General features: G+C 49.5%; 19 protein-coding genes. 7 read left to right on the top strand and 12 right to left on the bottom strand.

Features of this window, described 5'->3' with window-relative positions:
* Positions 1–4 precede the first annotated feature (4 nt).
* From AC1RM2_RS21880 to AC1RM2_RS21870, 3 genes are all read right to left on the bottom strand, one after another.
* On the bottom strand, positions 5–3,226 hold the full coding sequence (locus tag AC1RM2_RS21880; protein WP_492987290.1) for a SusC/RagA family TonB-linked outer membrane protein: 3,222 nt from the start codon (positions 3,224–3,226) through the stop codon (positions 5–7).
* 32 nt (positions 3,227–3,258) lie between these two features.
* Complete coding sequence (locus AC1RM2_RS21875; RefSeq protein WP_492987289.1) at positions 3,259–4,254, bottom strand: TlpA family protein disulfide reductase; 996 nt, start codon at positions 4,252–4,254, stop codon at positions 3,259–3,261.
* Positions 4,255–4,422: 168 nt separating this feature from the next.
* Positions 4,423–4,590 carry a hypothetical protein gene (locus AC1RM2_RS21870; RefSeq protein ID WP_492987288.1) on the bottom strand — a complete coding sequence of 56 codons (168 nt, stop codon included), beginning with the start codon at positions 4,588–4,590 and terminating at the stop codon, positions 4,423–4,425.
* A gap of 709 nt (positions 4,591–5,299) precedes the next feature.
* On the opposite strand from AC1RM2_RS21870, the gene AC1RM2_RS21865 reads away from it, so the two are divergent.
* The gene (locus AC1RM2_RS21865) at positions 5,300–5,686 is read left to right on the top strand and encodes a helix-turn-helix domain-containing protein (RefSeq protein WP_492987287.1); all 387 of its coding nucleotides are present in this window, start codon (positions 5,300–5,302) and stop codon (positions 5,684–5,686) included.
* Between the two features lie 4 nt (positions 5,687–5,690).
* Entirely contained in the window at positions 5,691–6,020 is a 330-nt protein-coding gene (locus tag AC1RM2_RS21860; protein ID WP_492987286.1) for a hypothetical protein, read from the top strand.
* A gap of 511 nt (positions 6,021–6,531) precedes the next feature.
* Here AC1RM2_RS21860 and AC1RM2_RS21855 read toward each other — a convergent pair.
* Together AC1RM2_RS21855 and AC1RM2_RS21850 are read right to left on the bottom strand one after the other, a co-directional pair.
* Positions 6,532–10,533, bottom strand: a complete 4,002-nt coding sequence (locus AC1RM2_RS21855) for a cache domain-containing protein (protein WP_492987285.1) — start codon at positions 10,531–10,533, stop codon at positions 6,532–6,534.
* Positions 10,534–11,409: 876 nt separating this feature from the next.
* A complete protein-coding gene (locus AC1RM2_RS21850) occupies positions 11,410–13,536 on the bottom strand; it encodes a hypothetical protein (protein ID WP_492987284.1) in 2,127 nt (708 codons plus the stop codon).
* A 327-nt stretch (positions 13,537–13,863) separates the two neighbouring features.
* On the opposite strand from AC1RM2_RS21850, the gene AC1RM2_RS21845 reads away from it, so the two are divergent.
* Together AC1RM2_RS21845 and AC1RM2_RS21840 are read left to right on the top strand one after the other, a co-directional pair.
* Positions 13,864–14,469 (top strand): hypothetical protein, encoded by a 606-nt coding sequence (locus tag AC1RM2_RS21845; protein ID WP_492987283.1) that lies wholly within the window; start codon positions 13,864–13,866, stop codon positions 14,467–14,469.
* A 259-nt stretch (positions 14,470–14,728) separates the two neighbouring features.
* Complete coding sequence (locus AC1RM2_RS21840; protein ID WP_492987282.1) at positions 14,729–14,902, top strand: hypothetical protein; 174 nt, start codon at positions 14,729–14,731, stop codon at positions 14,900–14,902.
* Positions 14,903–14,928: 26 nt separating this feature from the next.
* On the opposite strand, the gene AC1RM2_RS21835 is transcribed toward AC1RM2_RS21840, so the two are convergent.
* The 7 genes from AC1RM2_RS21835 to AC1RM2_RS21805 all read right to left on the bottom strand — a co-directional run bounded on the left by AC1RM2_RS21835 (position 14,929) and on the right by AC1RM2_RS21805 (position 23,877).
* Positions 14,929–15,198: a hypothetical protein gene (locus AC1RM2_RS21835; protein WP_492987281.1), complete on the bottom strand. Its 270-nt coding sequence runs from the start codon at positions 15,196–15,198 to the stop codon at positions 14,929–14,931.
* A gap of 31 nt (positions 15,199–15,229) precedes the next feature.
* A complete protein-coding gene (locus tag AC1RM2_RS21830) occupies positions 15,230–16,987 on the bottom strand; it encodes a coiled-coil domain-containing protein (protein WP_492987280.1) in 1,758 nt (585 codons plus the stop codon).
* A gap of 72 nt (positions 16,988–17,059) precedes the next feature.
* Positions 17,060–18,118, bottom strand: coding sequence for a DUF4407 domain-containing protein (locus AC1RM2_RS21825; RefSeq protein ID WP_492987279.1), 1,059 nt, complete (start codon positions 18,116–18,118; stop codon positions 17,060–17,062).
* A 5-nt stretch (positions 18,119–18,123) separates the two neighbouring features.
* A complete protein-coding gene (locus tag AC1RM2_RS21820) occupies positions 18,124–19,926 on the bottom strand; it encodes a hypothetical protein (protein WP_492987278.1) in 1,803 nt (600 codons plus the stop codon).
* On the bottom strand, positions 19,910–22,231 hold the full coding sequence (locus AC1RM2_RS21815) for a hypothetical protein (RefSeq protein WP_492987277.1): 2,322 nt from the start codon (positions 22,229–22,231) through the stop codon (positions 19,910–19,912). The genes AC1RM2_RS21820 and AC1RM2_RS21815 overlap by 17 nt, the downstream gene beginning before the upstream one ends.
* Positions 22,221–22,808: a TIR domain-containing protein gene (locus AC1RM2_RS21810; protein WP_492987276.1), complete on the bottom strand. Its 588-nt coding sequence runs from the start codon at positions 22,806–22,808 to the stop codon at positions 22,221–22,223. Before AC1RM2_RS21810 ends, AC1RM2_RS21815 begins: the two co-directional genes overlap by 11 nt.
* Before the next feature lie 97 nt (positions 22,809–22,905).
* Positions 22,906–23,877 (bottom strand): caspase family protein, encoded by a 972-nt coding sequence (locus tag AC1RM2_RS21805; protein ID WP_492987275.1) that lies wholly within the window; start codon positions 23,875–23,877, stop codon positions 22,906–22,908.
* A 241-nt stretch (positions 23,878–24,118) separates the two neighbouring features.
* Here AC1RM2_RS21805 and AC1RM2_RS21800 point away from each other — a divergent pair, with 241 nt between their 5' ends.
* From AC1RM2_RS21800 to AC1RM2_RS21790, 3 genes are all read left to right on the top strand, one after another.
* On the top strand, positions 24,119–24,559 hold the full coding sequence (locus AC1RM2_RS21800) for a hypothetical protein (protein ID WP_492987274.1): 441 nt from the start codon (positions 24,119–24,121) through the stop codon (positions 24,557–24,559).
* Between the two features lie 93 nt (positions 24,560–24,652).
* The gene (locus tag AC1RM2_RS21795) at positions 24,653–25,339 is read left to right on the top strand and encodes a hypothetical protein (protein WP_492987273.1); all 687 of its coding nucleotides are present in this window, start codon (positions 24,653–24,655) and stop codon (positions 25,337–25,339) included.
* Complete coding sequence (locus AC1RM2_RS21790) at positions 25,306–26,118, top strand: sensor histidine kinase (RefSeq protein WP_492987272.1); 813 nt, start codon at positions 25,306–25,308, stop codon at positions 26,116–26,118. The genes AC1RM2_RS21795 and AC1RM2_RS21790 overlap by 34 nt, the downstream gene beginning before the upstream one ends.
* Position 26,119: the final 1 nt, after the last annotated feature.

Genomic DNA, 26,119 nt, shown 5'->3' with positions numbered 1-26,119 from the left:
TCGTTTAAAAATTGGCGCTTAAGCCCATGGCGACCGTCCTGGCCGGCCTGACACTGTAAGGATAATCGGGATCTAAGGAACTTTTGGTGGCTTTCCAGACCAGGCCCAGGTTTGCCGCGTACACATAAACCTGCACATGTTTCAGCGCCAGGCGTTTCAGCTGCCGGGCCCCGAGGTCATAAGCCAGCCGGGCATCCTGCAGGCGGATATTATCGCCTTTCTCCACGTTCACGGAGGATTGATTGTAAAACTGGTCGCGTGAGCTGTCCGTGGGGTAAGTAAAGGACGGTACATTCGTATGCTGCTCGTCCCCCGGCTTTTGCCAGCGCCGGGCGTAATCACCGCTTTGGTTTGAGCGGTAATAAGCCAGCGCATCGTAGGCGATGCCGTATCGCATCCAGTAGTACCCGAAACGGTAGGCCAGGCTGGCCGAAACCGACCAACCCTTGTAGCTGAATGTCTGCCGCAGGTTGCCGTAAAACGGCGGCACCGCCGGGCCGCTGTATTGCAGCTCACCGACCGTGGTCTCATCGATGATCGTCGCGGCGTCGCTGCTGACGACGCCATGCAGGTAGCCCCTCGGGTCACCCGTCTGCGGGTCCAGCCCCGCCCATTTATAGGTCAGGATCGCATACAGGGGTTTACCTACCAGCGGCGATATGCCCAGCCCGTTCGCGGCGTAGTTATAGCCCAGGTCGCTGGTCTGATCATAAGCCGTCACCGTATTCCGGGCATAGTTGAACAGCAGGTCCCCCTGCCAGCTGAAGGAGCCAATAGTATTCCCTTTGATGAGTTGGGCGCGCAGGTTCAGCTCCAGGCCGCTGCCCTTCATGGAAGCCACATTGCCCTTATACTGGAATAAATTCGTGGCGGGGTTAAGCACACCCGTCGTCTGGTCCAGCTGCCGGAAACCGATCAGGTCGTGTCCCCGTTTGCTGTAAACTTCCAGTGAACCGGACAATACATCGCCCGCCATAGCGAAATCAAGCCCGGCGTTCAGTATCCCGGTCTTCTCCCAGCCCAGGTCCGGGTTCGGCGGGCTGGCCACCGTTGCATAGGTCAGGTGGCCGATATTGCTGGTACCCACGTACCGGATCGCGGCCATTGCCGAAAGCGTATTATCCACGTTCCCGCTGTAGCCGTAGGTAAGCCGTACTTTCAGGTAGGGCAGCCAGCCCAGGTGATAAAATGCTTCGTTATTGACCGTCCAGGAGGCACCTGCCGAATACAGCGGCACGCCCTTGTGGTTGGCATCCACCCCGAACAGGTTCGATTCATCCTTCCGTGCGCTGGCCGACACGCTGTACCGGTTAGCATAGGCATAAGCCAGGTTGCCGTACCACGACACATTATAATTATCCCGGGTACCATAGCTGTTCCCATAAGGAATGCGGTTGCTGCCCAAGTAAGACTGGTCGGCAAGCGGGAAAGTGGTCGCATAATCCACCGGCTGGCCCTGCCCGATATCCGCATTGTAGCCATAATCCCGGGAACCGCGGGTAAGCGTATGGTCGTTCCGGTACTCATAACCGGCCAGCGCGGTCAGCTGCTGCTGTCCCCAGTCCTTGTGGTAGTTCAGCTGCGCCCGGATGCTGCTCGAGCGGAAGCGGCTGTCTGCACTGTTCATGATGCCGCCTGCGGGTACCGGTCGTGTGAGGCTGCCGTCTGCGGCGGTCTGGGTGTAGCGGTTGACCATGTTCCTGGCGTAATAGCTGTCTTTGCCATAAAGCAGCGTGCCGTTGCTTTGCGCGGCTTCCAGCTGGTAACGGAATTCCGCGTCCAGCCCCGGCAATACCTGGTAATGCAGCGCGGTGTTCAGCAGCAGGTCGAGCTTATCCGTATGGTTGTCGATATGCTCATAGTCAGTTAAAGGGGTATAAGTCCAGTCGAGGAATCCCTGCGCTTTGGCGGCACCGGTAAAAGACTGGCGGTAATCCAGCGCTACGGGCAGCGCATTGCCCTGGTCATCGGCCAGCCGGGCATAGGGATAAAGCTGTTTGCCGTCGGCGCTGACCAGCGTGGAAGGATCGGGCCGGCCGGCTGTTGTTTTGCTGTCGGTAAAGTAAACCGAGGCGTCCAGTTTTAATTTTTCGCCGAAGGCGAAACTGTTGTCGGAACGGAGGTTCAGCCGCCGGTAGCTGCCCTGGAGGGCGTCAAGGTTATGGTCATAACCGCCGGAGAAATAATAGGTGGCCTTGTCACTGCCGCCGCTGAGGTTTAAGGCGTATTGCTGGTTGACGGCATTGTGGTACCAGTATTTTTGCAGGTCATTACGTACATCCACCCTGCCCAGCGCATCCAGTTGCCTGGCAGCATCAGCAGCGGTCAAAGTCCCCTCCAGCTGTGCAATCATCACCTCCACGGCGGGTGAGATCCCCGTATGGGTCACCGACTGCTCATCGCCACTATAAAAACCCTGCGCGAACAGCTGCTTTTCCACGCCGATAAAATCAGCAGACGACATCTGTGGCAGGTAAAACGCATCGGGCTTGGCGGACAGGGCGACATTGGCGTTAAAGCCGATGGACAGGGGTTTGTTCTTTGCCCCTTTTTTCGTGGTGACCACAATCACCCCGTTACTGGCGCGGACGCCCCAGATCGCCGCAGCCGATGCATCTTTCAGTATGGTGATGCTTTCCACATCATTGGGGTTCAGGTTCGCCAGGTCGCCGTTATAAGGAAAGTTGTCCAGGACCACCAGCGGCGCGGCATTCGCAAAGAGGGTGCTCCGGCCGCGGATGTTGAGTTCGCCGTCATGCCCTACCCTTTTGTCAAACAGGATGCTGCTGACGCCTTCGAGGCGGGCAAGGACATTGGTGCCCGCGGAACGGTTTAACAGCTCCTTCCCTACCTGCTCATAGGAGCCGGTGGCTTTTTCGAGGGGGAGGGACTGGTAACCGTTGGATACTACCTTCGCTTCTTCCATTTGCTGTACCAGCAGGCGCAGGGTTATTTTAAAAGTACGTTCACCATGCACTACGATTGCCTTGGGCAGATAGTCCGCCTTTTCAAAGTACAAGGTGTCTCCTGGTGTCGCGGGTAATACGAAGCGCCCGCCGGCGTCTGTCATTACCGTGTTTGGTTTTCCCTTTATCCCTACCCGCACACCGGCTATCGGGAGGGTGCCGGGGTTTTGTACCAGGCCGGTTATGGCCTGCGCAAGGCTGGCTGCGGGCAATAGAAAGCACAGCAGTAGCCCGTAAAATATGTTGTAAAAAAAATTCATCAAATCTGTTTTAAATGGCGAAAAAATTAGCGTTATAACGTAAGCGGCCCATCTCCTACGCTGTCATCCGGCAGGGGCGACAAGCGAAAGGCATTGCCCGAGCATTCGGACTTTACCCCGAAAAACCGGTCGAGATCCTCGCGGATACTGCGCCGAACCAAAGCGGGTGAGGCTGTGGGCAGGTCGAGCTCATAGCAATACAGGCCGGATAGGCCGCCCATATCTACACTGCTTTCCGGCAGGCTGCGCAGCCCTTTATAGGCCAGCATGTATAAGCGCAGGGCGGATATATTGGTGGCGCGGACAATGGTCATCCGCTTCAGGGAATCGTAGCTGAAGCCCATGGCCGAAGGCAGGCCTTTGAGCATGCCGGTGATCACCGAGCGGTAACGGTATGCGGTGTCGGCCCCGCCGTTGCCTGCAAGCAGCAGGGGTTTGTGGCGGTCATAATCCAGGATATCTTCTTTAGTGGGGGCGGTAAGGCCTTTACCGGCGAGAGCCTGTTCGATGGTGGCGGCGGTGACGGCTGTAGCTTCGGTAAATCCCAATACTTTCCCCGTGCCGTCTATCCAAACTTCGTGCGGCAGGAGGCGGTGCGGGAACAGGGCATGCAGGTTTTTATCCTCCACCACCGTACGGAACTTCCAGCCTTTTAAAAAGGCGTTCGACTGTTGGAAGGCGGTGATCCTTTCGGCCTTTTCAGCGGTAACGGGTAAAATCACCAGTTGGTCTTTATATAAATTCGCCAGTGAATCCAGCCGGGACATGGCCTGGATGCAGGCACCGCAGGAGGTGGCCCAAAAATCTAATATCAGGAGCTTGCCTTTGAAAGCGGCGAGGTCAAGTAAGCGGCCATTGTTGTTGAGCGCCTTGCTTGGGGCAATGGACGGCAGATAATCGCCGGGTTTTAAGGGCGGCAAAATGGCTGCTGTCGTGGCATGGTTGCCGGCGGGCAGCGGTGTATATTCCTGGGCCTGGGTGCTTAAAAAAAGGCAAAGCGTGGCCAGGAGGCTAAAAATTAGCTTCATTACGGTTGAATTTAGCGGGTTAAAAAATGGGGAACGGCTCAGTGTGCCGGGTTCCCGTTGCGGTTACATTTGGGACATCGTTTTTTGTGCGGGGTTTGGTGCCATGTTTCTACGGCGCTGACGAACGCGATCAGTTGGTCGAACAGTCGGACAAAGGCGGCAATATCTTCATCCATACCCTAATTTTCCAGCGGTGGCCATGGCGGTGTAACGGCAAAATACGCCGGTCAACTCCTCTCTTACGGCGTCTTGGTTATACAGCGTGTAGAAAGCCTGTATGGCCCGTTGCGGTGTCCGAAAATTAAGATGGCTGATATGGTTGTTGATGGCATTCATGGCAAACCGATTAAATAAAACAATGCAAACCCAGCAGGTAAAACGTGCTGTTTCCCGGTAACTAAGAAAGAAAACGACAGCCCTGTATTTAACTATTAACTGGGGGCTGCCGTTTTCGTAAATTATGTGGGCGATTTGATGACGTTTTTTATTGGATTTTGGAGGGGGGAAGAAGTTGCAATGACAAAATGATATCGGCAGAAATCAAGGTTAAAATCCCTAATAACTCTACCAATATAAATCTTTAATATTTTCTCTATCATTTTGCTCATTATAAAAAAAATAATAAGCCTATTTAGAAATATCGGGCGGTGCTTAAAGCGATAGGGCTGGCAACCCGTTAGTCTAATGTCCTATGGCTCTGGTGGGCCGCACCCTTTCTTATGAAAGGGCTCACACATCGACGTAAGCGAGCGCCAGCCCTATCATTTTAAATAGGGTTTGGGCTCAACTTACCGCGCGTGAATTTACCAGATTCTAGGGCGAGGCTCGTTTAGCAGCTCTTTATGTTACAGAACTGCAAATCTATGTTAATTTTAGTTTTCTTTTTTTTTAATTATATTCTAAATTATTCCCTTACTTGCAATTTATAGATAAATTATCTTTTATATATTTGCATTAATAAATGCTAAATTTCAGCAAATTAATCTATTATTTCAATTACACTACGTAATAATATAATTACTAATTATTACTAACCTAACGAGACATGGAAATAGGAAGCAAATTAAAAAAATTAAGAGATCAAAGTGGATTTAGTCAGGAATATGTCGCTAATGAATTAGGAATAAGTCAATCTACTTACTTCAAGCTTGAATCTCAGCAGATTCGTCTTACTGTAGAGAGGGCAAAACAGTTGGCTAAACTTTACGAGATTGATACCGAATATTTTTATTCTTCGGAGTCTGCAGTTGTCCACAATAATTATAGTAGCGGGAGTTACAGCAATAGTAATAATGGAACAATCGATAAATATGAAAATAACAATATTTCTAAAGAAATCATAGATCTGCTACGTGAAGAATTAATTCAAGCCAAAGAGGAAAGGAAGCTCTTTGGACAACTAATCGCGAAATTTTTAAACGATCAAAAATAAATTTATGAGCCTATCATATCTACTAGAATTAAACAAAGTTAAGGGTTGGGATACCAGCTATGCCGCATCTTTAGCAGATATAGATATGGGTCGTTACCTGTCTATATTGACCGGCTCGTTACCAGTCAGTTATGAAGATGCTCAAAAGCTTTCAAAATTGTATGACATGCCTGTCTCAGCTTTTCTTGCGAATCAAACAAATTCAACTCACGTTAATGTAGGAGTGGGAACATACAGTAGCAGTAATCACGGTTATATTCATACGGTAACTAATAACTCAAATGCGGGATTGAAAGAATTATTAAAAGAACTCATAGATAGAATCAAAAGCTAAGATGAATTAATCGATTAGGAGTGAGCACGTAACCATCATATTTTTGGCCGCTGTACTGTTGCAGTTGTTTTGTAGTAAGCGCTCAGGATATTCTAAATCCAACCTTTGTCCGAACCGCATAATATGGGTTAAAGATATTATACAGATATAGCAGAAGCCGCCAAGCATGATCCCATTGTTTTTTACAACCCTATTACCAAACGGCGTCCCGAAATACCCGATTGTTTAAAGGAGATATGTCAACAAAAATAAATCGGCGAACGATCCTTTTAAATCGCTGTTTTTAATTCGGATTAATTTCACTGTCGGCTTTGACGCTTAATCTTCTGAAAGTAGCTGCAAAGGCAACCATATATCGAAAATTCCAAAAAAACAGCGCAAAATACGATTTGAATCACACGGATAAATTAGCTTATAGTTTTTCCGCATTATTACCTCAAGTATTTTTACCAACGAAAGCTTTCAAGGGATGCCTGCCCCGGGTTCAACCGGGGCAGGATCTACCGTTGTGTCAGGATTTGCTTGCTACACTGCTATCGGACTTGAAAAAACTAAATACCTGCGTGATCAAAGGCACCCCTCCGGTGATTACCGCCAAATATTTCAGAACGTTTGCATATGTTTCTTTCTGGGAAGCAAACAGGAAGACCAAAAGGCAGACAATAAGCAGTATCAACGGTGATTTTAACTTCCCCCAGTTTCCATTATCTTTGATCTCCCGCTGGATCAGCAGCGCTTCTGATGGGCCGATTGCTGTCATGATAAAATCGCGAAAGCCCTGGTTGAAAAGGCGTAGTACGCCATCCTGCCGCACGATGATGCCTTTGGTGATAAGCAGAACCAAGTTATAGTCATCGAAAGGATTTACGAGTCCGTCCTCTGCCAGGTCATAAAGGATAAATTTTTCTTCCTTGGTCAAGGACTGCCAGAGATACATGTAAAAATAATGTGCGGTAATCCCCATCTTGAGGGTAAGCGAATCACCGTTTATCCCTGCTTCGTCCAGGATTGCGGCGTTGTCTAAAACCGGCTGCTTCATGTCTTTCAGCAGTTCGCCGCTTCGGGTTTCATAGGCCAAGATAGATTGCCAGTCCTGCCTGGTTAAATTAACGGGGTAATCGTTATCTAATTTCCTGATCACTATCCTGAAATGCCCCAGCAGTACATGCCAGCGTTCCAGTTCATGTCCGGGTGACTTTTTATCCGGGCTGTCATCGGGGACAGTGCCGGACGGCTGATTAAGGGAATCAAGGAAATTGACCGGGTGTACAGTGGAGATAATAATCACTTTAGCCGTGTTTTTCTGAAGTATATCTTCGAGTAAAGTAAGCTTGGCCCGGTTAGACGCAGGGTTTTTGATATCATATTCGAACTGGTTGATGATAACAAGCTTATAACGCTTATCCATCGCTTTCTTTTTCATGGCCGTCCAATCTGCTTCAGCGACTTCGTTACCTTCGTCATTAGGTGTAAGGATCATGTCGGCGATAAAATAATTGATGTCCCTGCATTCATCTTTTTTGTAGACCAGCGTTGTATTGTCTTTACCAGTAATCTTTCCGCCTTCGATCAGTTGTTTCACATAGGCAAGTTTTCCTGACCCGGGGGCTCCTATAAGAAAAATAAGTTTATTGAGCGGGTCCGTATTGAGCAGCACGTCATCGATAATGGCCCAGCCTTTATCGGTGGGCAGGTTCAATGCGAAGAGGCGTTTAATAACATCGTAAAAAACCAGCAGAAAGCAACCCAATACAAACGGTACAAGTAGCCAGAAAACTATTCCCCTGTACAGAAAAGGACCTTTTTGGGGTTTAGGCATATTGTAATTAAGCCGCTGCGACCATGCCTGAAAATAGCGCTTGTCGGGTAGCCTGGACCAGGTCGTATCGGGGCCTGGTCCAAAAACACGGGTGTACTCCCATGCACTATCTGCAGGGGCCTCATTCATTGCGCCGATACCCGGAATTTTTATATTGTCAATAGCCAGTTGACGGAACATAACACCAGCAATGCTATCACCGAATAAGGCTGGGTGCCCCCCGGGCATCTTCCCGGTAATGGCTATGGACTCGATCCAAACTCCGTCAGCATATGACACAAGTTTATCTAGGCCTGACATGTCATGTACTCCGCGGGCCAGCACACTTTTGATAAAACCCGACTGCCTGTACCGGATAGCCTGTTTCAAATCGTAATTGTAGACAGCGATAAAAAAGAGAATCACGGGCAGGCCGCTGGTAATGATCAGCCTGCTAAAGGTCATAAGGGTAAAACTTAAGGAAAACGTCCTCGCGCCCAGGCAGCTCATTTGGTTCAGCAGCCGTGTATAACAATAAAGTACTAAGATAGTGCCTAGAAAAAAAGTTACTGTAAGCTGAAAGGTGATTAATATTGAGAGGGGAACAATAAAACAGGCAACTGCGTCCAGGAGGGCCAGCATCCCGCTCATGACCACTATCCCCCTGCACTTGAGCCGGAAACGGCTGCTCCCTTCCCTGTAATACCGTACGGCGTATAGGCTATTCTGGAACAGATAGCATAGATTGGCAGATGAAAGAAAGATGAACAACAACTGCAGGAATGACGGATGAAATGACCAGAATAATACTAAAATAAAAATAATGAATATATTACAGTAAAAAGTCAGGTTGTAATCCGTATGGAACCGCTCGTTCGGCCCTATCCAGGATATATCAAAATAATGTTTCTTATAATGCGCCGGTTTAACAGAAACCGCGAAAAGGACCAGCAGTTCAAGGCCAAGGACTATAAAATATCCAAAGAGCATTGTAAAACTAAAAACGAACTGATTGGTTAGCCGGTTCTTGGCAAAAGCATCGCTCTCCATAATAACAATCGAAAAAGGCAGACATCTGACCGGGTGGACGAAGACCCGATAATCCTTACCCGCATAGGCTGCGCTGAATGATTCTGCCAGGTGCGCATGAACTGCAGCTGAAAGCCTTTCCTGTTCAGAACATTCTGTAAATAGGTTTTCATTAAGCTGCTTGGCGGTGTCGGAGTGATAAAGCACCTGTCCATTGTCATCGATGACAGCATATTGAAAGCCAGGAGTCAGGATCGGCTGATCAAGGCTTTTCAAATCAAAGGAAATGACTGTAAAGGTTTTATTGCTGCTAAAAGTGCGGATACACATTACCGTGGTAAATTTACCTGTAATCCTCGAGACCACGGGCTGCAGTACATAGGGCTGCTTCTCGTGATTATCCAGGTAAAAAGGATCGTTCCGTTTCAATTTCTTAAAGTAGTCCCTGTCCGAGTAATCCCCCGGCGGAGCTGCCGGGTCATGCGGCGACCAGTTTTGCCGTTCCTTTCCTTCCGAATCTAACTGGACAATCTGGTTGATTCGGACAGAATCGTTAAGCTGTGCCAACTGTCGCTGAATTATTCCGGAAAAGCCTGGCTTGCCACCCTTAACCGTTTTAAAGGGCCCCCGGAGGTTAATGACACTGTCTGCTTTGCGCAAGATGACATAGGTTTTTCTGGCTTCTTTCGTGATGCTGTCGTCGATTCTCCCAGACATATGCTGTGCGGCAGTTTCAAAGGCATCGACCCCGTTGCGCAACCCCTTCGAGTATTGAAGCAGTATAAAAAACAAGACCGAGGTGAGTAACATAGGGACCGAGAGGCAGAGAACGCCGTCTGTTACTGTCAAGCGGTCCCTGCTGCCCATCTGGTAAAGTTTGATCCAGGGCAGTGCCAGGATCAGGGACAGCACTAACGTGAACAAGGAAAACACAGCCTCGCCGGGCAGGCGGTTCTTTTCAGCATCGTAGCTTTCCTTTGATAACAGTCCGGCTATCGTTAGCTCAGCCCCATGTTGCAGGATAATTTGCTGGGAAAATAACTTGTAGTCCGTACCGCCTAATGAAATATCTTTAATCTGGTTACGGTTAAAAGCGCTTTTGTCACTTTTCAGGGAATCGGAAGCAAGTTGAGCCATACCGCTCGGAAATGTCTGATAAATCACATCCGCATGATGGAGCAACAGGTAATTATCAAAGAGGTCCCGGCGTAAAAGGGGCTCGATAAATTGTTTGAGGGTGTATGTCATTTCTATCATCACGTTTCCCCTGCGAAGTCTGATAGACAATACATTTTCATTTAAGGTCAGCGTCGTGTCCCCTGTCAAAGAAGTTGTCCCACTTTTTGGTGAGGCTAACAGCTTTTTAATATTCAAGCGAAAGTTCTTCTGCCGCAGGTTTTTTTGAGAATAATAATCGATGTACTGGTCCACTTGCTGCGCGCTATATCCGGGTATTGGATGTTGCCTGTCATCCATCATGGTATTGAGAAATTGCAGTGAATTAGCTATCTTATCCCGGATATTCATTTCCAGGCTTTGCAGACATCTAAACTGCTTCTGCTCCAATGCACTTTGCTGCTGCGGTACATACCATAAAAAATAAGCTGCGGCTGGAATTATGAGCAATAAAACAGTAGCGAACACGAGGCTCTGCTTTGGTGAAAATGAAAAACTGGGAACTTTCATGATAGGTTTTATGAATGGTTACAATATTGAAGTCTTGGGAAACCGGTTGTTGTTTCTGATATTGGCTATAAATCCTCAAAGCCTACTACACAAACAACTCATTTACAGATATATGACTACCATTACCTTCGGTTATGGTTAGCCTCCCGGGTTGTACATTAATGTTTGTGGGCCAAATTGACCGCATGTATAAATATACCGGGGACAGGGGTCTTCGGGGCCTTTCCGGGCATAAATACGCGTGTTGCAAAAGCTGTAGAGGTTGCCATAGTGCAGAGTTTAGGATCCGAAATCTAATATAAATATTTCTTTTCCAAATATTTAATAAAAAAAACAATCCACCAGATAATTTCGGTAAACTTTTTGTCGGGCTGAGCCACGCCTGTCCCCCCTTTTTTGTATAGCTATAGTAGTATTGGTATTTGCAGTCTCTTTTGAACGGTTGATATCAAATACAGGGACATCAGCGCAGGTTAGGGTAGGGGATTTTCTGCCGTTTTTTTGTGTAATTCGAAACGGATATTCGGATTCCTGTACAGACTGGGTTAGTTAGGTATTCCCGGAGACCTGCTTGTTAAAACAAAATTTAATCAGGACAAAGACATAAGCAACATCTGCTGCTATCCAAAGACCCCATTATCGTTAAATTTTGGTGCGCAGGTTGGGCCAAACCTGCGTAAGATTAATAATGACACGAGCACCCGGCCGAACAATGATGCCGAACACCGTACTTATTGGCGCTATAGCATGTCGCTGGTAGTAGATATACCGGTGGTGAATTTGTTTTCAGGTAGCGCCGATCGTAAGCCATGGCAACAGGTGGACTTAGGTGTCCCGGCAACCGTTACCGCGCGATAGCTGTCCGGGCTGAAGCATTCAGCGCATGACCCTATACGAGGCCTGACGGTGCTGGCCGCGCTTGTCCTTATATTTTAATATTATTTCCGTAATACTTTCATCTTGGGAGGCAATGCTGATCTTGACGTTTCCTACGAGGACCTCCAGCCTGTTTTTGAGTGCATCATCGAGCGCTGTGACATCGTTAAACCCGTGGTCGAGCGCGAACTTGAGGTATCTGCTTTTGTTTTCATCGCCCGGCACCACGCAGGCATAATGAAAGAACAGCGGACCATAGCTGATGTTGCGGCCCAGGTTGTTCTCATGTTTATTGACTTTAATCATGTTATTCTCCACTCCGGTGAGCAGGTCGAGCGCTCGGTCGTGCGCGCTGTTGAACCGAAAATACTCGTTAGAATACAGCGGGATCGGGCTATACTCGGTGTTGTTGTCGGCTTCAAGGAGGATAACGCGGCCACAAATGGGGGCATCCGAATAAGTGGTGGTTGCATAAACTCCGTTAAAATAGTTTACGACCCCGGTAGGGCGGCCGAAAACGTAGAAGATGTAGAGGGCATCATAATCGATCTGATCGCGTTTATAGATGTTGAGCATGAGGCAGGGGCTGAGGAAGGTGGCTGTCCCAAGGTATTTGCGTTCTCCTTTGGCTACCTGTAGGCTAAAGCTGGCCGTGCCGTCCTGGATACGGACCATGTACCGGTTCACCTGTTCTTTATCAGTGTCGAGCCGGAGCATGAGGTAAGTTTTGTTGAAACGCTTGCTGTCACCGGTACTTTCGATGACCAGGGGATCAAACCATTTGCGAAAAGTGCTGTAATTGGGCTGTAAAAACCTGGAACTTGGGGCATCAGGGGGATTTCCGACAAAAAAATCGAGCAGTTCGCGGCCGATTCCGGGTAAAAGCCGCTCGGCATCATCCAGGCTTACCTTCACGGGCGGTTCGGCCGGCTGTTCGATCGGCAGGCAGTATAAGCGGATCTTGCCCGCAACCAGATGGAAGTCGGCTTGGTGACCGGAATATGCCCCGTCAAGGTACCCGTCCGCCCGGCTCTTCAGGTCGAATACCAGATGGAGGGCGGCAGGCTCATCATCGGGATGAAAGGCGAGGGCGCATTTGAGGACCTGCCTTGACATGTCGATACCTGTGACATACCCGTACATATCCTCGTTTTTCAGGCCCTTGATCCGGCAGCTGCCATCTGCTCCGATTACCATGACCATGCGAACGATGTGGAACTGCCGGGATACCACGAACCAGTAGCCCTGGTAGGTACCTGCTACTTCCTTAACCGCATGAAAAGCCGTGGTCTTACGCAGGCCGATCGTTTCATCAAAAAGCTCGTAGCGGGCCAGCGGGCTGGCCTGTTCGGGACCGCCGTCATTTTTCCGGACAATTACTTTGCACGCCGTCAACCCGCTGTCATCGGTAGGCGCGGCACTGTAGGAACCCGTAAAGGTATTGGCAAACTCCGGCTGCCCGTTACTGCTGTGGAGGTAAAAGAAGGAAAGGAATCCGTTGTCCTGGTTGCTAAGCTGGATGAATAAGTGGCTGCCGATTAGTTTTATATCACCTATTGAACGCTCTTCCGGATCGCCGGGCAGCAGGAGCGCAGCTTGCTTCTTTTTGAAGAACAGTTCCAGTCTTGCAGCAACGGGTGCATTTTTACCGGCGGACAGATAACAGGTATAATACCCGGGTGATTCGCCCCTGTCACTCCGGGCAAGATCGGTCAGCTGGCGTTCCGCGAGCTCATGTGTAAGGATGCCTTTTCGTTCCAGTTGCCTGATCACCTGGTCGGGGCTGACATGATAGGTGTATTTCTGCCGTTTCCCGTACTCGGTTTTAAAGGGTATATGTATACCGAGATAGGTGCAAAGCAAAATAAAGGTATGGTAAGGCTCGCTTTCGCCCATTTTTTTGCGGGAACCGCCAAAACCGTTGAGCATGGTCTTGATCCGTCCTTCCCAACGCAGGTTAAGGTCCGGCTGTTTCGAATTGATCTCTTTGACAGCATCGGGGAACAACGCACGCAGTTTCCTGGTTACCGGCGGATAAACCGTGTATTTTAAATTATCGGGGAATGTATTCCATACGGCGTTCCTGACGGTGGTCACAACATCTTTCAGGATTGTTATTGGTTCCATTGGGTTTTCGACAGTTTAGGTGTTATTTCCATGGAACAGAGAGGTTTCCATGGTTTTTTTGGTAAAAATATCATAAAGAATCAAAATTCCATGAAAAAAGAAATTTTCCGTGCCTGGTCATGTAAGCGATTGTGGACTACCGGGGATACTATTGCCCTGAATTGCCGTTTTAGGCCATATTAACCGATTGAAATTTAGCCAAGTATGAACCCGCAGCTTAGCCTTTACCAACGAAGACACCGTCGACGAGGCGGAGGGACCGGCATTTCACCTGTCCCGACCACCTCCCTGAGTTTAATCCAATCGTTTATCCTAAAATTTAGAAAGATGAAAAAGTTCATTTTATTGATCGTACTGCTCCTCGGATGGAACCTCGCTTGGGCACAAACAGGAACTGATGCAGCCAAGGACAAAACCGGCCTGTTGAGTATAGCTGGTGTAAAAGTTAAAGTTGGTTTTACCGTGACCTATTTTAAGAACTTCAACGGTGATTATGTATATATCTTGCAGCCGGATTCGCATGTGGTGGAACATGTGGAAAACAAATACGGGACGGCGCTCTCGATCGTCACCCTGATCCCCTTTGACAAGGAGGGGGCGTTCAATTTTCTGCTCAACCTTTCACTGAAGGATTACAAAAATTTCGAGACGGACAAGGACGGCGGCTTTTTTAACTCTCAGACACCTTTTGGGGTGGGTTTTGCCGTTTTCCCTTTTCCCGGCGCCCGTTTTTTTGGTTTTACCCTCATGGCCAATTTCGGCAGGCAGAACCGGATGCGTCAGGAAGCGGTAGCCAGCGAGTATTTCCCTATCGCCAGTCACACAGATTATGGCCTCAAAGTCGCCGCACCCGTACCCGATGGCCTGCTGTCTCCTTATTATCTGAAAGAGAACACCTATACCGCGAATATCGGTATCACGATCCGAATTTGAGGCTGGTCCCTGAGGACTCGACAGGAGGGCGCGAAAATGCGCGCTCCTGTCTTTTCGAAAAGTCTTACAGTAAATAAATATCGGACCCGATTTTGCTTAAACTTCTGACAGTTCCTTTAAATGATTCATGAAAATATCATATAACCTATCGGGGATATTTGTTTCATTTTCCCGATTTTTTAATAGCAGGCTCAGGCGGAAGGAGAGCCAATTCCCATGACACCCCTCAGGCATTTTTGTTTACATCCAACATACGGGGATGACAGGTTTTGCGGATGCTTTATTTATCGGAGGTATAGCAGGAGTTCCCTTACAGCGGTCGGCTGTTCCGGCCAATACAGCCGCGCCGGTGAGTAATTTCAATACCAATGCTTTGTTTATGGAGCGCATCGTAGCGCGTAGAATAATCACTGAACCCGGAGCCGTGAATTAAAACTGCCAGTCCCCCCGTGTGGGCGGCTAGTACTTAGGGGCGACGGCCCGCTGGATAATACTATCCCTGCCGGTTACGAAAGCTGCGGCGCCGGTGACCGGGTCGGTTTTGCGGTGGCCGATATTTTCCTTCGCCGGCGGGTCGCTGGCGGACTTATGTACCCGGATAAAGCGTTTTGCTGGGAAAATATCCAGCATCGCCTTGACCGATCTTTTCAATAGTATCTTCCCCGGCTGCGTATAAACGATAGCACAATCTTTCAATCCCAGTATGTAGGTAACATCGATAAATTGCAACCTGATACGCTCAGATCGTCTCGGGACATATTTACAATCTTTTTTCTTTCAAATAGATAACCGTGGCTGTGGTCAGGTAAGTAAAGACTCCCCCCAGGCACATAAATCGGTAATCCGATGCGCCTACAGCAAAAAATACGGCGACACTGGAAATAGCAAGCACGAGATGGATATAAAAGTAAAGTCTTAATTTTCTGTTTTGCTTTTTCCTTAGTTCTGCATAAAACGGGTTTTGGCTTCTAAGTCCGGATTTATACTTATTGAACAATACGTTGACGGGAAACAGCACACAGATATTGCAAAGGGGCAATAGCGATAAGTTTAGCAATAAGGTCATCTTTTTTGAGAATTCCTCTGTCCGTTTCCTTGGGAGTTCATTGAGCTGTTCAATGATACCGTTGAGGTCTTGTACGGCATTCAATAGCTCCTGTCGTTTTTGTATTAAGCAACCCTGGTTTGCAAGAAACAGGAACGCCTTATCGCTTTGTATGGTCTTGTCAGCCGTTAAGGTCAGCAATTCTGTTTGAATAATTGTTTGGACCAATTCTGTAAGGCCGTTTGGCAAGCTGAACGCCTCTTCTATGTGCTTTTGGACGGACTGCAACCAAGGCTTATGCTTATTCATGTATCGCTCCTGATCTTCTTCATCAAAAATGCGGATCGCGAAATACAGGTCTTTGGCGACAGGCTCCAGGATTTTGGTTTTAGTTTGGTTCATTTGTGCCAGCTCAAGCGCGGTTGACCGTTTAACAGCCGCTATCTGCTCAAAGACCGGAGCCTGTTCAGCCGCAAAATCCCGGATAAGCTGGATAGCATTTTCAAGCCGGCCTTTACCGGCAACGACCTTTTCCTGCATTACGTTTATTTCCGCTGGGTCGATGAGGTGTTTATAGGTAAAATCCTGTTTAACAGGCAGTCCCAGCAGCCTCTTGGCCTCCGTTTCATGGTCAAGGCAATGCTGATAGGGAAGCTCGTGTAAAGAGCAGTTGATTTGTTCCAGGTGTAACCTATTGGTGTCGAAGCACGAAAAAAGAAATTTCACCGTAGCGTACAACCCTTCGTCCACCTCCTGTTTATTTTGGGCAAGGATAAGTTCGGTTTCATCACTTATTTTTTTAAAAATATCCGTAGCTGATCGCTGGTTAAATGTGCCGTTTATCCGGTCGTATAAAAACAAGTAGACTTTCTTGGTTAGGTACCCGAGCAGGAATCCGCCGAAAAGGTTATTTTTATTGCTGATATAATCGTAAGCAAGTTGCTGCAGTTTGCCCAGCAGGTTAAGGATATCCTGATCCATCGCCGGTTTCAGTTCCTCCATTTTCTCACGGAGTTGCTCTTCGAGGTCGGCTCTCTTTTCATTGAACTTACTTACGGCATCCTCATGCCGTTCCTTAGCCCGGCTGACCTGGTCTATGATGCGGCGATGCAATTCAAGCTGGTTATTGTACCTGTTAACCTTTTCATTGTGCTGATCCACTGAAGCGGCATCGTTCCGGTTAAGCAGGAACGTGGATGGCGCGCTGCCCGGATCTTCTCGTTTCGACTGCGCGATCAATGAATTGAGTTCGGCCGCGGTCTGATCAACGCGCTCAGCCAAACCAGCAAGGGTTTGTTTGCTACGCGCGTCGAACTCCTGTATGCGCTGCACGGTCCGGCTGTAAACAAGACCTTTAATAATTACGGCAATCTGATTACCATCGTAAGCTGCACCGAAATTGCTTTCCATTAGAAAAAAGTCGATGTCCATTAACGGGGATACCTGGGTCCTAATAAGTTGTAAAGTTTCCATGAGAATTGGTTATTGTAAATTTAAAAATTGATTAACTTCCACTGGCTGACTGAAAAACATGAAATTCGCTTATTAATCAGACTGCGATAAATACATTTGCTTTATTCTCAAAGGATTTTCAATCGTAAGTTCTTCAGCGGTCTTGGAGTAATATTCGGACGTTGCCTGCTCGTAGATAATTGTCGTGGACAGGATATTCAGCAATCTTCTTTTATCGATCATTGCATCATATTCGGTCCTGGGCAGCAAAAGCTTGATCAGCGAGGGAATGGTTTCAAATAGGAGGAACAAGGCAGTGATACCCCAGCCCATGCGGGTGGCGGCACCGGATTTGTCGTTGCCCTTGACCTCATCCAGGGCAATACTTTTGGACAACAGGTCATAGGACTGTTTGTGTTTGCCGGAATGGTATTTGACATCTTCATCGCTTTTGGCTTTATCCAGATCCGCTTTGACCTGCTTGAGATCGGTCTTATATTGATCGATCAGGGTTTGCTGGGCCTTCATATTCTCCCCGGCCTGTTCATAGGCGGGGCCTTTGCCGGGGCGATGGGTTGCGCCGGCTATAGGGCTGCCCACGATCTCCGCTGATTCGAGCTTTTGCCAGGTGTTCCAGTTGTCGACGGCCGCACGCAGGTTGCTGTCAAGGGTATTGTACTGGCGCTGCAGGATTTTAACATTACCGGCCAGCTTATCAGACAGTCCCTTGTTATCCTGGTCACGCAGATCGTCGATGGATAGTTGTTTGATTAAAGCGGCATCAAAGAGTTGCATTTCCATGGGCTTGGAGATGATCAGGCTGACGACGATAGCCAGGGGGATCCGGTAAGCTACGGCGGTTTTGTTAGCGGCGGAAACAATCTCCCTGTCAATGGCCATGATAAAGGTGGCGTAGATCAGGCCGAGTATGACAGAAGCAGGCCAGCCGAAAAAAGGCATGGTGGGCTCGCCGGAGCCCAGGTCTTCGCGGATGAACATATTAGAGATGGCATAGGTGCCCGACAGAAAGGCAATTGTGCCGGTCAGCAGGACAAAGAAGCCGAGCGATGCCTGGATATTCCGGGCCATGGGCGAGCAGCGACTGATGACGGTCCCGTCGGTTTTGGACAGGAAATATAAAAATTGTTCCATGACGCTTAGGATTTATGTTGCGGGTCAGAGGTATCACTGTTGCCGTCCGGCGCTATACGCGGCTGGCTGTGTAAGCTGCTGGTCAGGCTTTCCCTGCCGGTGGTAAGGCCTTGTATTTCGCGGTCAATTTCCTGCTGTAATTCGGCGGCGCGTTCCTTATCATTCCTGGAAGCTTCCAGGTGCTCCTGCAGGAGCTGGGTGAGTTTGGCGTTGCTGTGATTACGGAGGTATTGGCGTAACATTGCTTTCATTTCGTTATCCTTCAGCCGCTCTTCAATGTGAATGCCTGTTTTTTCGCTGATCCGCTCGGTCAGGCTGTGGACCCGGATCTCCAGACCGAATTCCATGATTACCCATTTCCTGGCTTCCCCGAACTCGGCTTCGATGGAGGGCTTGTCGATCAGGCCGCTGCGGTGAAACATCGCGGTGTTCATGATACCCTGTATGCCCCGGCCGATGGCAGCCAGTTCATCCTGGGTATCTGCATAGTTATTGCCGCGGAAGCGGAACCAGCCGTCATCGGCGACCGCACTGACCTGGAAGCCGAGTTCAAAGCCCCGTTCTTTCAGATCTGCATCGAAGCTGATGAAAAAAGGTTTTTCCTGGAGGCGGAAGAACCGGTCGGAGAGGTTGGATTCGAGGGACTGCACGCTGATATTGAGATCGTGGAAGCCATAGATTGCTTCCAGGCTGTTCCGGACATGGTTGATAAGGTCGATTTCGAGCTGACTGAACTGCAGGAAACATTCGTGCGGGGTTTTGCCGATCAGGTAGGCCCGGGCGCTTTCGATCGTTTTTTTCTTCATCGCGTCAATGATGTCAAAATCGGGCTTGATGAAGGCGCTGGTTTTCGGATGGTGCAGGTCGAGTTTCCCGCTGACCACCATATTGACCGATATCCGGAATTTGGTATCCTTAGTGCTGTAGTCCTTCTGGGCATTATGGCTATCGTCGGCAGTTTCAAAAAAGAACTTTTCGTTGTCGAGCCCGGGAACGGAGATCATTTGTTTAAGTTCATAGCCGATCTTCCGGACGGCATCGTTCATAGGAGCCTTGATCAGGGACTGGTCCATATTGGTCAGGATCTGCGCATAGCTCAGCTCAATAACGGCATTGCTGGTATACTGGTCCAGCTTGTTCTGCACCCATTGTTTAATATCCTTAATGCCGGAAAGCGCATATTTGATCCGGTCGGTCAGCGTCAGGGCCAGGTCGTGCCGGATCTCCACGGTTTGCCCATCGTTGGTCTGGGCTTTAACAATGTGCTGGTGGAAGAAAAAATCGCCGATATCTTCGGTTTTCAGCTGGTGTTGGAGCTGGATGTCCAACTCGAGGCCCAGGCGTTCCGCGACGGCTGACAACAATTTGCTGAGAGCTCGCCCATGCTGGCTGAAATTGATGACGAAATCTTTATACTGGAAAATATAATCATCGGCTTCCTGCTGAAGGGCGGTATTCAGCAGTTGTAGCGGTGTGCCTTCACCGTTCATGAACCGGACCAGTTTGAATCCCTGGCCGGGAATGATACGCGCATTAAAGCGGACAGCAACTTTAAAGGGTTTCTCTGCATTTTCGTAAGAAGCGGACAATAGTGGTCCCTGGATGTTGAACAGGGCGCTTTTCATATGCAGTTCGAAATAACGCAGTTTCAGTAGCCGGAAGGGGTCAAAGGGTTGCTCGTAGGCGATCTCTCCGGTCCTGGCGTTGATGATGATCACCTGGATATGGGCTTCCTTGCGTTTGGGCATTGCTGTGATTTCCCGGATGATCCCATCCAGGGTGCTGATGGTTTTATCTGTCGGTTCCATGATCGGTTGAATAAGTTCTTAGTAAACGGATAAGTATTCTGGCGGATGATCTTTTAGCTTCCAGCGGAGCGATGGATGTCTGAATGGCCGGTGGAAGGTTTTTGATGCGCTCGATATTCTTATTGATAATGGTTACCGCCTTGTTGAGCGCCACTTCCATGCGTCCCGGTCGGTGGCTGTTAAGCGCCTGCTGCAGCGCTGGAGCAAGCAGCTTTTCCAGGTCAGCCGGTTCCAGCTTTGCTGAATTACCGGGATTTTGTAACAGGTCATGCCACTGGGTGAGCACGATGGCCCAAATCAGTTGCAGGTCATCTTCGGTATCGGTTTTCAGCAGTTTTTCCTGCAGGTAGTTTTCCTGGTACAGTTTGCTGTAAATGCGTCGGAAGGCAACTGCTGCAGACGGGCCGAAGATAAACTGGCTAAGCAGGGACAGGCTTGCCGCCGAGTCCGGGTGGCTCACTTTTTCCAGCAGCTGTAGGGCAAGGCTTCGTTTACCGCGTTTTTCCAGCCAGCCGTTATAAAAAATAAAAGTACAGGCGATCTTGATGAATGCACAGGATTTGGCGGGCTCGCCTCCCGCAGTGTCGGTCCAGGTATCCACTTCGCTAAAAAAAAGGTGCAGCTGGTCAAGATAGTTCAGGACGATGACCCGGATCATGCGGAAGCAACCGCTCATTTCCCGGCTGCCGGTGTTTTCGAGAAATGTTTTCAGCCGGGCTAAATTGGCCGGTCTTTCCGGTATGCAAATATGGGTTAACAGGGCACCGAGGATCTCCCGCCGTGATTCGGTCTCCATCATTTGCTTGTAGAATAGCCCCAGGTATGACTTGAGTACCTCGTGGTCTTCCCAGGTACGGATGAAACCGACAAGCCACAAAAAATCATTTTGTTTACGGCGGCCGTTGGTGTCGTCCGTGTCATCATCGGCGATCCAGTCGGCCATGTTTAAGCAAAACCCCGCCAGGTAGTGATGGGGATTGATCGCGGCATTTTCAAAATTCAGCGCCAGGCAGCCCGAAATGATCCCCTGAGAGTATACGCTGGCCGCCGAAAACAGACCCCTGCTGATAATTTCGTGCCTGCGCAACAGTACCAGCCGCTGGCTGCTGCTAAAGTATTCTAACAGGGCATCGCGGCGGATGGACTTCTCGAACCGGTAGGCGGGTATCTTTTTTTTTTCGGAGAGGTCGAACTGCAAGCCGCAGTCCGCCAGTAACAGATCCGCGTTTGTCTCCCACTCCCAGAGCAGGTCAAATGCGCCGTTTTTCTGCTGGGTGATCAGGGTTTCGGGCAGCTCGTTTATCAGGAGTTTAACGAGCCGGTCAAAATCGATAACGCTGATATCATCGAAATAAGTGGCGATAAACAGGATCATGCTTTTGATCGGTTCAGCCAGGAGTTTCCTTACAGCCTCCCTTTCTTCGGGGTAGCTGATCTTGCTGCGTTGGTTTTCCAGTGCTGTCTGCAGCGAGCCTGCTTTTAACAGCGAGGTTATTTCGCGGACGATGTCGCTTTCGGTGCCGGAACGAAGCCAGCCGGTCAACCTGGAAGTAGCGGTGACCTCCTGGTAGATGGCCATTGCTTCGTCGTAATCGTTCGTTTCCCGGCTGATACCGAGAATCAGGCTGTTGACCAGGTGATAGGCCGCGTGCAAATCCTGCTGGACAGCGGTTTCGGGCAGGCCGGCTTGCTGGCCTGCGTAGATCAGCCAGATATTTTGCCGGGCCAGCTCCAGGCTCAGGCTGCTGGCCGAGCCGCCTTTTCTGGTGAATGCGCTTAAGAAACTGGCCGCTTCGTTATGTTCCCGGTTTTCAAAAACAACCAGGGCTTGGGCTTCACCGGGCCGGCACAAGGGGCTGGCGCGGAACTCACTGATTAGCCGGCTGACCGGGAACGCGGATTGCAATTGCAGGGTGCAACAAACAGCGTCCGGCCGGCCGGGGCAATGTTGCCGCACGATCTGCGCGATGGCGTCGGCGGCCTCTTCGTCGTGGCTGGGGCTGTGGCTGATCAGCAGCATCCGGCTTTCGCCGAAGCGTTTACTGGCCTGCTGCCCGAATGGCAGTGTGCTTTCTCTACCAGTGCTAACTGGCAGTATACTGAAGTCGATTTTGTCAGATTCCCGCCCGCCGGCACTAAAGTAAACATCCACTTTGTTGACATTATGCTGGTCATAAGCCTCCCGCAGATTTTCAATATGCTGGGTAGCTTCTACGCTGATGTCGGGTTTTTGGTGCGGGGCCTCTTCCGGCTTAGGCTGTTCGGTCGGGTTGATAGTGGATTCGTTATTTTGTTCAGTTTCCATTTCGCAGATTTCCTGTATTGCTGTTCGTATTGATCTGATTGTATGTTATCTGCTGATTGGTAATTGTCTGAATGGCCTGAATGATAAACCGTTTTTGCCTGTCTGGCGCGTTGCCGGGCAGTTTGCGGTCAAACATCCGGGACATCATGGTGGCAACATCTTTTGGATTGTAGTCCCAGGGGATGTAACCGAGGTTTGCAAGCTCAGGGAGAGCCTGTGTGCCAACTCCATCCAGCAGCACCGGGATCAGGTAGATCCGGTCTTTTGCAGATTGCGTTCTTGTAAGGATCGCGGCCAGTTCGATCCGGGTATAGGTTTTGAGGGCGTATGATCCGGACAACAGAACGATGGCGTAACGGGCCTGCTCCGAATAAATGGTGTTCAGGGTACTGTCGAGCGGCAGGCCGACGGTTGCCTCCCGGTTATTCGGGTAATAATATATATGCTCAAAACTTTGCATTTCCAACGCTAGTGCCAGAGCCAGGGCGGCATTGCGGTCCTCCTCGGCAAAGGAAATAGCGATATCGTATTTGAAATCTTGATTTTTAGTTCTGGCTTTTGTGTTTTCAGTTTCCATTTGTCTCTTATTTCATTTGGCGTCAAACAGTGTTTTCAGGTTGTTCCGTTTAAAGACCACCATCTTTTTGGGAACTTCATCTATGTTTGTATCTTGTTTAGATTTTCCCTTCTTTCACCAGCCGCCAGTAATGTTTGCCCAGTGGAGTGAGTTTGCAGGACTGGCTGTCCATGGCGGCGAAATACATAAAAGGAGCATTCTGCGGCGCAACCAGGCCGGCGGCCTGCATTTGCTGTAGCTCCTTGAAAATATTGACCTTGCCAGGTTCGGCCCAGGGTCTCCGTCGCAGGGGTTCAAAATCGGGGCTGTTTGTGTCCTCATAGGCCGGGTCCAGCGGAAATTCGTCGCCGGGCGCCTGGAAGTAATCTGTCAGTTTAACCATGACTTGCTGAGGCAACCTGGGCTTGATCTCGCGCAGGGATACGAACCGGGTGATATGAGTCTTGAATACGGGCCGCTGACCTTTTTCGCCGAGAGCCTGGTCGATATAAGCGTAGACACTCCCGGGACTGATATGACCCCGGATATCGGCTGCGCCACCAGCAAGGGCCTGGGTGAGCAGGTCAGTGAAGAGGCTTTTTCCGCTGTACATCATGGCTGGTTCGTTATGGCGGCTGGCGCTAAGGATGGTCAGGCCGTTCATAACCTGGATGTTCATCCCGGAAGCCGGGTTACCGTCAGCCATGGCACCAGCATGGCAGCAATCGAGTATGATGATCTTGTCGAGTGCGGGTGACTCATTGGCAATCTGGACGATTTGATCCATGGATACGCCTTCATCGAACTCTTTAAAGTCCGGAGTCACCAGAACACCGCCGCGCTTGCTGAAATAGCCGTGGCCGCTGAAATAAAGGAGGGATACTGCCCTAGGGTAACGGAACAGGTCGGTGATGTGGGCGAGCAGCGTCGCCTTGTTGGGGACGTTGGCCTGTACCTCGGTGGTCATGTTCAGGTGACCGTCTTCATTCCGGCCGAGCAGGGCGGCAACCGCTTCCGCGTCTTTGACACAGCCCTGCAGGGCTGCATCGTCCGGGTATTGGTCGATGCCGATGAGCAATGCTTTTTTCATGTGGGGTTTGGTTGATTTTTTCATACAAATGTGCACGATCATTTACTTGGTAAAAACCTGATTTTTAGTAGAAAAATCCCCGGAAATCCCCTGTACTCCAAGAGCCACAGGGGATTTTTCCTGAGTTTGGCTGGGGATTTTCCTGAATATGCGAAACTACCGATCGGGGTGGCATATCATGCCTTACTTTAGCCCTGAGTTTTTTAAACAATTATTTCTTAACGTTTCAAATCCTAACATTATGAACACATCAAACAAACCTCTACCCTTTTTCTTTGTCGGCCAGACCCTGGTAAACCAGCGGTCCGCTGACTTTATCAGCAAAAAAAACAACTTGCTCAGCGAGGCGCTGGGCAAACCGGATACGCGCACGATCTGGTATTCCCGTGAACATATTGCCGGGCTGCTGGATGAGATCGACCATGCGGGGGGCGACGGTCTGCGTGTGGCTTTCGGGATGTATGAGCCGGGGCATCAGTTCGAAGGGCAGTTATGCCTGGTAATGAACCCGACCCGCGCGGTTCCTGTAGGTGATGCCGTGTTACATCAAGTGGTGATCCTGGAAAATGAACCTGATTTTGCCGCTCGCTCGGCAGCGGAAAAAGGAGGTTTGCTTGGTGGGATTCTGGGTAAGAAAAAAGGATTCAACCTGGGCAGTCCCTGCCCGCCGATATGTGACTGATCTAACGGAGATAATGTGGCGGGGCAAGAGTAGCCGCACAAAAAATTAATATTCCGGGGCTTAAAGTCCGGTGGTTACGCTGTATATTAGTCGATGCATAAATTGTTGAGCTATCATTATATATACCTGATTCCTTTGACTTTAAGCGCCCTGGTGAGCCTGAGGGCTTTCCGGGTGGAGTGGCTGAGGCCTTACCGGATTTTTTCTTTATTCCTGATAACAAGCCTGATGATCGAAGCATTTGCAATAAGCTGGAAATGGGGGCTGCACCAAACGGCTTTCTGGAGCTTTCCGGCGTCCAATATCTGGATCTATAATGTATTTATGATGGTGCAGCTGCTGTTCCTTGCTGCCGGTTATGGCCGGCTGCTGGGGGCGGGCAGGTTCCGGAAGCTGATACGTGCCGGGTGGATTCCGGTAATGCTTTTTGGTATCGCCGACTTCTTTTTTTTCCAAGGCCCCTGGGTGCTGAACAATCTGACGATCATTTTGTATTACCTGCTCTTCGTGCTCCTGGCACTGGCTTTTTTCTACCAGGTACTGCACGCAAAAGAGTTGGTATCGCTTGCCTCACATCCGGGAGTTTGGATCTCCCTCGGTATATTTATCTACTACGCGGCAGCCCTTCCCTACTGCATATTTCTTCCCTACCTGATCCGGCAAAATCTTAGCCTGGCTTTCGTGTTGTTCAACATCAATGTGGCGCTCGACACGCTGATGTACGCCCTTTACCTAATCTCATTTTTATGCAAACCTCGATTTCTGAAGTCAGTATCCTGACGATCATTATTTCTACGCTGTTAATCCTGGTACTGGTCGGTATGGTAATCTATTATCTTTTTTTGTACCAGCAGAAGCGGTTTCAACATGAAAAACAGGTCCAGGAGATGCAGGATACTTTTACCCAGACGCTGCTGCAGTCCAAGCTGGAGATCCAGGAGGTGACGCTCGACCATATTGCCAAGGAGTTGCATGCCAATTTCAGCCAGCTGGTTTCGCTGATCAATATCAACCTGTCGACAATCCTTCCGCACAGTTCGGACGAGGGGCGGGAAGGTATCCTGGAAACCAAGTCGCTGGCCAAGCAACTGCTGCTGGAGCTGAAGGCGCTCAGCGCCAGTCTGAATACGGATCATATTATGCAAATTGGCTTTATCGCCGCGTTGAACAACGAGCTGAACCGGATGGCCAAAACGAAAAAATTTAATGTTACCTTTAGCAAGACAGGCGAGGAATACAGGTTGCGGCCGGAGCATGAGATCATCCTGTTCCGGCTGTGCCAGGAGGTATTGAATAATATCATGAATTATTCCAAGGCCGGGGTGGTGTCTGCTGCTTTAAATTACCAGGCGGGCCTTTTCGAGCTGGAGATTTCGGATAACGGGGTTGGCTTCGACGTCAGCGGGGTGATGAAGCCAGAAGCCGGAAAAGCGAGCACCGGGCTGCTGAATATCCACAAACGGGCATCGCTAATCGGCGCTGAAGTGACCATTGAAAGTGCGCCGGGTGCAGGGAGCCGGGTTTCGATCCGTATCCCTTCGGCGGTAACAACCTGGTGAT

The sequence above is a fragment of the Mucilaginibacter sp. GW822-FHT03E02 genome (assembly GCF_058801545.1).
Note: the sequence above shows the minus strand (reverse complement) of the source record. Positions and strands in the feature narration are given on the sequence as shown.

Coding starts and splice junctions, on each gene's coding strand:
- AC1RM2_RS21880 (WP_492987290.1), bottom strand. CDS start 3,226: ATGAATTTTTTTTACAACATATTTTACGGGCTACTGCTGTGCTTTCTA.
- AC1RM2_RS21875 (WP_492987289.1), bottom strand. CDS start 4,254: ATGAAGCTAATTTTTAGCCTCCTGGCCACGCTTTGCCTTTTTTTAAGC.
- AC1RM2_RS21870 (WP_492987288.1), bottom strand. CDS start 4,590: ATGAATGCCATCAACAACCATATCAGCCATCTTAATTTTCGGACACCG.
- AC1RM2_RS21865 (WP_492987287.1), top strand. CDS start 5,300: ATGGAAATAGGAAGCAAATTAAAAAAATTAAGAGATCAAAGTGGATTT.
- AC1RM2_RS21860 (WP_492987286.1), top strand. CDS start 5,691: ATGAGCCTATCATATCTACTAGAATTAAACAAAGTTAAGGGTTGGGAT.
- AC1RM2_RS21855 (WP_492987285.1), bottom strand. CDS start 10,533: ATGAAAGTTCCCAGTTTTTCATTTTCACCAAAGCAGAGCCTCGTGTTC.
- AC1RM2_RS21850 (WP_492987284.1), bottom strand. CDS start 13,536: ATGGAACCAATAACAATCCTGAAAGATGTTGTGACCACCGTCAGGAAC.
- AC1RM2_RS21845 (WP_492987283.1), top strand. CDS start 13,864: ATGAAAAAGTTCATTTTATTGATCGTACTGCTCCTCGGATGGAACCTC.
- AC1RM2_RS21840 (WP_492987282.1), top strand. CDS start 14,729: ATGACAGGTTTTGCGGATGCTTTATTTATCGGAGGTATAGCAGGAGTT.
- AC1RM2_RS21830 (WP_492987280.1), bottom strand. CDS start 16,987: ATGGAAACTTTACAACTTATTAGGACCCAGGTATCCCCGTTAATGGAC.
- AC1RM2_RS21825 (WP_492987279.1), bottom strand. CDS start 18,118: ATGGAACAATTTTTATATTTCCTGTCCAAAACCGACGGGACCGTCATC.
- AC1RM2_RS21820 (WP_492987278.1), bottom strand. CDS start 19,926: ATGGAACCGACAGATAAAACCATCAGCACCCTGGATGGGATCATCCGG.
- AC1RM2_RS21815 (WP_492987277.1), bottom strand. CDS start 22,231: ATGGAAACTGAACAAAATAACGAATCCACTATCAACCCGACCGAACAG.
- AC1RM2_RS21810 (WP_492987276.1), bottom strand. CDS start 22,808: ATGGAAACTGAAAACACAAAAGCCAGAACTAAAAATCAAGATTTCAAA.
- AC1RM2_RS21805 (WP_492987275.1), bottom strand. CDS start 23,877: ATGAAAAAAGCATTGCTCATCGGCATCGACCAATACCCGGACGATGCA.
- AC1RM2_RS21800 (WP_492987274.1), top strand. CDS start 24,119: ATGAACACATCAAACAAACCTCTACCCTTTTTCTTTGTCGGCCAGACC.
- AC1RM2_RS21795 (WP_492987273.1), top strand. CDS start 24,653: ATGCATAAATTGTTGAGCTATCATTATATATACCTGATTCCTTTGACT.
- AC1RM2_RS21790 (WP_492987272.1), top strand. CDS start 25,306: ATGCAAACCTCGATTTCTGAAGTCAGTATCCTGACGATCATTATTTCT.